Source organism: Mesorhizobium sp. WSM4837, assembly GCF_055811435.1.
The window spans coordinates 1-5,625 of sequence record NZ_JBVVQE010000145.1 but is presented as its reverse complement, the minus strand read 5'-3'; the positions used below and the strand labels follow the sequence as shown (position 1 = coordinate 5,625).

Sequence of the window (5,625 nt, the reverse complement as noted above, 5' to 3'; positions counted from 1 at the left end):
GCTGTATCGCGCGGGTTAGCGGTTACCAGCCGTTCTGCTACCTCGCTTAATGCCCCCTCTGGAAGGGACAGGATGTTACGGGGTTCCCTGTCTTGGGATGAACTTGCAGCTGCGCGTGCCCGTTTGTTATCGCGATCCATTGCTCGGTCTCCAAAGTCATTATTCTACACCATGGGTTACCACCGAAGCTTGACCTGCTGAACCGATATGATGTTACAGTTGTAGTCTGGCAGAAGGTTCCCAGCCCCGTCCAAGCCAAAGACGGTGAGGCTGGCATCTAATGCGATGAGTGAGTTCTGCCTGAAGGCATGAATGGCACGCCGTCGCCGACTCTTTGGTCCTTGCAAGAGGCCGGCATGAATGTCCCCCGCAGCAGCTTCTCCTTTGAGCGCAGGTTTGCATGCTCGAGGGTTTCGATGAGGAGGATCGCCCACTCCGGCTGATCAGCCGCGGCCGAGTTGTCGTGCTGCCTCGGCAAGGAAAACAGTCGCGACCTGACCGGCAATTGCGCGGCGCCGCGCCTAGCATCACTGTGCCATGCCACATCAAGGCATTCCCGCTGCAGGCTCGTGGGAATCTTTCGACCCAGCTCGCGCCAAGCGAGGAGCAAGGTCCGACGAGAAAAAAACGCGCGGGCGGGCAACACGGCATCGCGCTATGCCGTCCCGTCCTCGACGCGGCTGCCTGTCGTCTACGCGTGCCGCGGTCGTTAGCACCAGCCGCCGGCGAGCCAACCGTCGGCTGGGCGATCGCGACGCCTTCATTGCCTTTATGCGGGGGTTTTATCAACGGGAGTCGCCTGGCGCAGCCCCCCGGAACGGACGGCATATTCAGCGCCACCTCCGCAGCAACATGACCGGCTGCAATTGCCGCGCTGCCCCCATCGCATCGATGCAGGCGCACCATCGACATCACTTGCTTTGGCTGCAACACCCCTCGCCTTCCACGCCCTCGACGAACCAGGGCTCACAGAAATTTTCAATTCCCCAAAGACGGTCAGTTTCTTCACGCTGCACCTGGGGCCAATTGTGCATGGTCCTACACGATCGGGTGCAAGGGGATGAAGGAAGGTGCAAGTGGTGCCGACGCGCACTGCTTGTCAGACGCGATTGCATGAGTGAGCGAATGCAGCCATCCTGGCCGACACCATGCCTGTTCTGGGCACAGCCCGAATTGAACGCCCCATCAAGGCTCAAGGACGTTTCAGCTTACGGTCGCGATCGGGCATTAGCACGCTCTCACCATCCCCATTTCTGCGCAATGCCAGGGCAAAGGATCTACGCAAACTTTCACGCCAGATCTCGAGTGCATCCGACCGCAATGATTAGCATGTGCACGGTCCTTGTTGCGTCTTTTGCCGATGCCCCCGCGCCTCGTCGCCGAGGCGGCTCTGGGCTTGCGTGGTCGCGACCGAAGATCCAAGCCTTATGGCCAGCCAGGACGTGAGTGTTGGCTGTGCAACAATGTCGGAGGTCCGACTGACATGGGCGGCCCACAACCGTGTAGTTGAAAGCTTTTTTCTTTTGGCACGCTCAGTGCAGCAGATGATCCTCAAAGATTGCACGGAACCGCGATACACCGAGAGGGCAACCCAGGAATGGACATGACAGGCATCATTGCGTCGGTCGCGCTGTCGACTTTGTCCGGCTACCAGAGGTTGGAACAGAGGGACGGAGGCCTGATATCGTTAGAGGCCGATCCTACAAAGCGGCATTTCACGTCCCGGGCGCCCCCGATGCGCAGAGCAACATAGACGGTCAGCGTGTTTTCACGTGGGGAAGCCTCGGACGTGGCTGTACTCGGTTCCAAAATTCATTCGACCACGATCGGGACAGGGAGTCGATCTAAAGTCAGAGCCAGGCACAGAGACCGAGATCTACCACGATCACTGCAACATCGACGTGATCGTTGGATCATCAGACACAGTTGAGGACACCAACTATGATCGAAGCACCGACAGCGGCGACGGGTATGCATAGCCTGCTTAGCGACCAGCATCAGTTTGCTACTTTGAAGGAGCCTCTCACAGAAAAGGCATCGGGGAGCCGGCAAGAGTTGCCTCTCGCCTGAAGCCGAGGCGCGCCTCAAACCATTGTTGCTGTACAGGTCTGCCCTGTGCGATTTGGGAAACCGCGCGTCAATGAAGCGGATCAGCTTGCTTCTGCTGAGCGCATTCGGGCTCGGACCTGAGTCCCTCAAGAAGGAAGTGGTTCGATCCGGCACTGACACTTGGGCGGGGGGGCTTGGTTGAGCCGGTGCCGGACCGAACCGTCTCAGGCAACGCCGGCTATGTCGTGGGAAGTTGTGGCAGCTTCGTGGCCAAACCGTGGCGGTAATGTGTCGCAGATTCACCGATTCCAACACGCGCGTTGCAAACGTGACTGGACGTTTCGGAAACCGCGCCGCGCTGCTGGGTTTGGCGGGAGCTCTGCCTTCCTGGGTTCCCGCAGCCGCCCGGTGCCGGGTAAAGGCCGCCAAGTCAGGACAGATGACGACCCGCGGTGTGGCAAGCGAAGTAAAGTCGATCGCGGCCGGCGCCTCAAACTTCTGCTTCGCTTCTGGGGCGTCCCGCCGGCGCCAGCGATAGCATTCTTCACGCATGTCCTCGGCAAGCTTGATCAGATCGACCAATTGGCCAGCGCATTGCGCGACCTCACCAGCGGTGATGTCTAGGCGACGCCCGTGATGGGCCTTGTTCATCAAGGCCGCTACCGGGGAATTGTCGCCCAGCGCAGGGTGTTCAGCGAACCGCCTGAAAATGCCAGCCCCAAACATCCCGGCCGATCCGGCGCGCACCAATGGGCGCATTCGCTGCACGAAAAGGCGGGCCCAACCGGCTATGGTCTCTATCGGCTGATCCGTTCCCTTGGCCATGAATGCACCGTGGTCGCGCCATCGCTGATTCCAAGGAAGCCTGGCGATCGGGTGAAGACGAACCGCCGGGATGCTCTTTCATTGGCAAGGCTGCTGCGCGCCGGCGAACTGACGGCGGTATGGGTTCCCGATGAAGATCACGAAGCCATGCGAGATCTCGTTCGCGCCCGGGCAGCCGCGGTTGAGACGCTGCGGGTCCATCGCCAGCAGGTGAGCGCTTTCATGCTCAAGCATGGGCGTGCCTATCCGCGCACGAAGAACTGGACCATGCGCTACCTGCGTTGGTTGCAGGAGCAGCGGTTCGATTATCCTGCACATCAGATCGCGCTCCAGGAAATGGTCGAAGCGGTGCGCGTCTCGAAAGAGCGTGTGGAACGGCTTGAGCGCGTGATCGAAGAGTTCATCCCGAACTGGTCGCTGGCGCCGATCGTGCGAGCGCTCCAGACATTGCGTGGGGTCGATCTGATCGTCGCCGTGACGTTCGCCACCGAGGTCGGCGACGTAAGCCGTTTTGAGAGCCCTCGCCAGCTCATGGGCTATCTCGGCCTCGTTCCCGGCGAGCGATCGACTGGAGAGACAATCAGGCGTGGCGGCATCACCAAGGCAGGCAATGGCCGCGTTCGCCACATGCTGGTCGAGAGCGCCTGGACCTATCGACATCCACCGCGGATCGGCAAGGCGAAGCTGTACCGGTTGGAGCAGGCACCGCCGAAAGTCCGTGACCGCATGGAAGGCTCAGGCCCGCCTGACGACCCGCTATCGAAAGCTGGTTGCGCGAGGCAAGCGAACGACGATGGTCTGCACGGCGATCGCCCGCGAACTAGTCGGCTTCATGTGGGCCGTCGCCAGGGAGGCACGCTCCACCTGATCGCTCGCCGCGGCAGTGTACACCTCGCGCATGGGCGGAGGCGGGACCACGGCAGGGGAAATGCCCGTCAGACGCTTTGTGGCCGGCAAATTGACCGACGCCCGCAGTAAGATAGGAACAGCCCCGGACGCACAATCGGGAATGCGGTAGCCAACCCGCGCATCAGAGCTTGATCACCGACGTCCTTCAGTTCCGCCTCCACCCATGCGCGCTCATCAGAATGAGCAGCCGTTCCCCGGATCGGGCGACCTCCTGCGTTCCAAACCTTGACAGCGGACATCAGAGCGCTGTTCTCAGGCCACGGCCCTGAGTTCGGGCGCACAGATGTAGGCCCAGGGCAGGAGATCGTCGATCTGGCTGTTGGGGTGGCCGTTGACGATCCTGGTGAGGACATCGGCGAGATAGCCGAGCGGTTCGACACCATTGAGCTTGCTGGTTTATGCCGACCGTCGAACTATGCCGAGTGAGCAAGTTTTTACCAACACTTTCCTCAACGTAGCGGTAGCTGGATCGGCATAGCTTAGGCTCTCTCCGTCGCAATTGACGCGAAGGAGAGGACACATGAACGCAAGTGACTATCTGCAACGCAGTCACTGTATCGGAAGCTGATCCACGGGCCATATGGCGAGTTTGCACGCGTTTATGCGGGCAGATTGTCCGACGAAGGCTTCGGTCGGCAATGCACCTGGCGATCGCTAAGCCTATTTCGTGAGCTGAGAGACTGGCATGTCGGCTACGGGCACGATCTCCAGGATTTAAGCGAAGTTCATGTTGAGCGGTTTCTTGAGCACCGTTCCAAACACTGGAGCATCGATTCGGGCGACCGATCGGCGCTCCGGCGCTTGCTTGCCGCGTTACGGCAAGAAGGTTTGATACGAACCGCCCTTCCGATTGAGCGCACGGAGTACGAGCAGATTGTTGATGTGTTCGCGGCTTACCTCACGAATGAGAGAGGGCTCGCCGCCTCGACGGTGGAAAGCCACAAGCTGCTCTCACGCCGATTTCTGCAGGAGGTCTGTCCGGCTGGCGCAGATGGGTTTGCAGCGCTCACCCCGGAGATCGTCATCGGTTAGTCGGCTGTGAAGAACGTCGATTTCGCTGACCGCGGTTGCGATTAGGGCCGGAAAGACGGGGCTGGCAAATGGGCGTCCGCCGGTTGGATCGTCAGAGGCGGTGATTAGGCTGTTCGTGGCTGGATCGGCGGCGCTGCGGGGATGGCGAACAGCGCCAGGAGGAAGGCACGCAAAAGCCTCAGCCAGTTGAGCAGGAGGCTGAAGTTGTAGCCGACGGCGGCAAGCACAGCGTTGTTGGCATCGCCCTCGGAGAAGACCAGGAAGTTGCGGCCCATACGGTGGTCGTTCTTGAGATGGCCGATGACGGGTTCGACGGCGGCCCGGCGTCGCAGCGCCCGATTGACGACCTTGGTGAGGCCGCGCTTGTAGCCGGCGACATGGACCTTGAACATCTTGCCCTTCGGGGCGTTGTGGCCGCGATAGCCGGCATCGGTGACGATCTTGCCGAGGCTGACGCCGATGGTGTCCTCGATTGCCGGGATGATGGTGGCCAGCGTGTGGCCGTCATAAGGATTGCCGGGCAGCGCCTTGACATGGGCGACGAACTGGCCGCCGCGGCTGCGCTGCAGCGGGGTGGCGAGGGAGACCTTGACGCCGAACGGTTCTGTTGCAAACTTTTTCGTTACGGGTTGTCTGGCAAGTGACCTCCGACATTTTTTCAGAGGTTTGTGATGTTCAGAGGCCGGCATTTCGACCGATCGGTCATCCTGGTGTGCGTTCGCTGGTATCTGGCATATGGACTGAGCCTGCGCGATTTGAAGGAGATGATGGCCGAGCGTGGCATTAGCGTCGATCATTCGACGATCCATC

Annotated in this window: 1 protein-coding gene and 4 pseudogenes; 3 read left to right on the top strand and 2 right to left on the bottom strand. The window is 60.5% G+C overall.

All coding sequences use genetic code 11. The annotated features are described in order from the left end of the window. Window positions 1–2,757: 2,757 nt before the first annotated feature. Window positions 2,758–3,742: pseudogene (locus tag AC0L3D_RS35970) on the top strand (IS110 family RNA-guided transposase); the annotation flags it as partial. Between the two features lie 293 nt (window positions 3,743–4,035). On the opposite strand, the pseudogene AC0L3D_RS35965 reads toward AC0L3D_RS35970, so the two are convergent. Then, a pseudogene (locus AC0L3D_RS35965) lies at window positions 4,036–4,179 on the bottom strand (transposase domain-containing protein); the annotation flags it as partial. A 216-nt stretch (window positions 4,180–4,395) separates the two neighbouring features. Between AC0L3D_RS35965 and AC0L3D_RS35960 the strand changes: the two are divergent. Next, complete coding sequence (locus tag AC0L3D_RS35960; protein ID WP_473647448.1) at window positions 4,396–4,815, top strand: hypothetical protein; 420 nt, start codon at window positions 4,396–4,398, stop codon at window positions 4,813–4,815. 104 nt (window positions 4,816–4,919) lie between these two features. Here the strand turns inward: AC0L3D_RS35960 and AC0L3D_RS35955 are convergent. Continuing rightward, window positions 4,920–5,414 (bottom strand): annotated as a pseudogene (locus AC0L3D_RS35955) (IS5/IS1182 family transposase); the annotation flags it as partial. 72 nt (window positions 5,415–5,486) lie between these two features. Between AC0L3D_RS35955 and AC0L3D_RS35950 the strand changes: the two are divergent. Further along, window positions 5,487–5,625, top strand: a pseudogene (locus AC0L3D_RS35950) (IS6 family transposase); the annotation flags it as partial.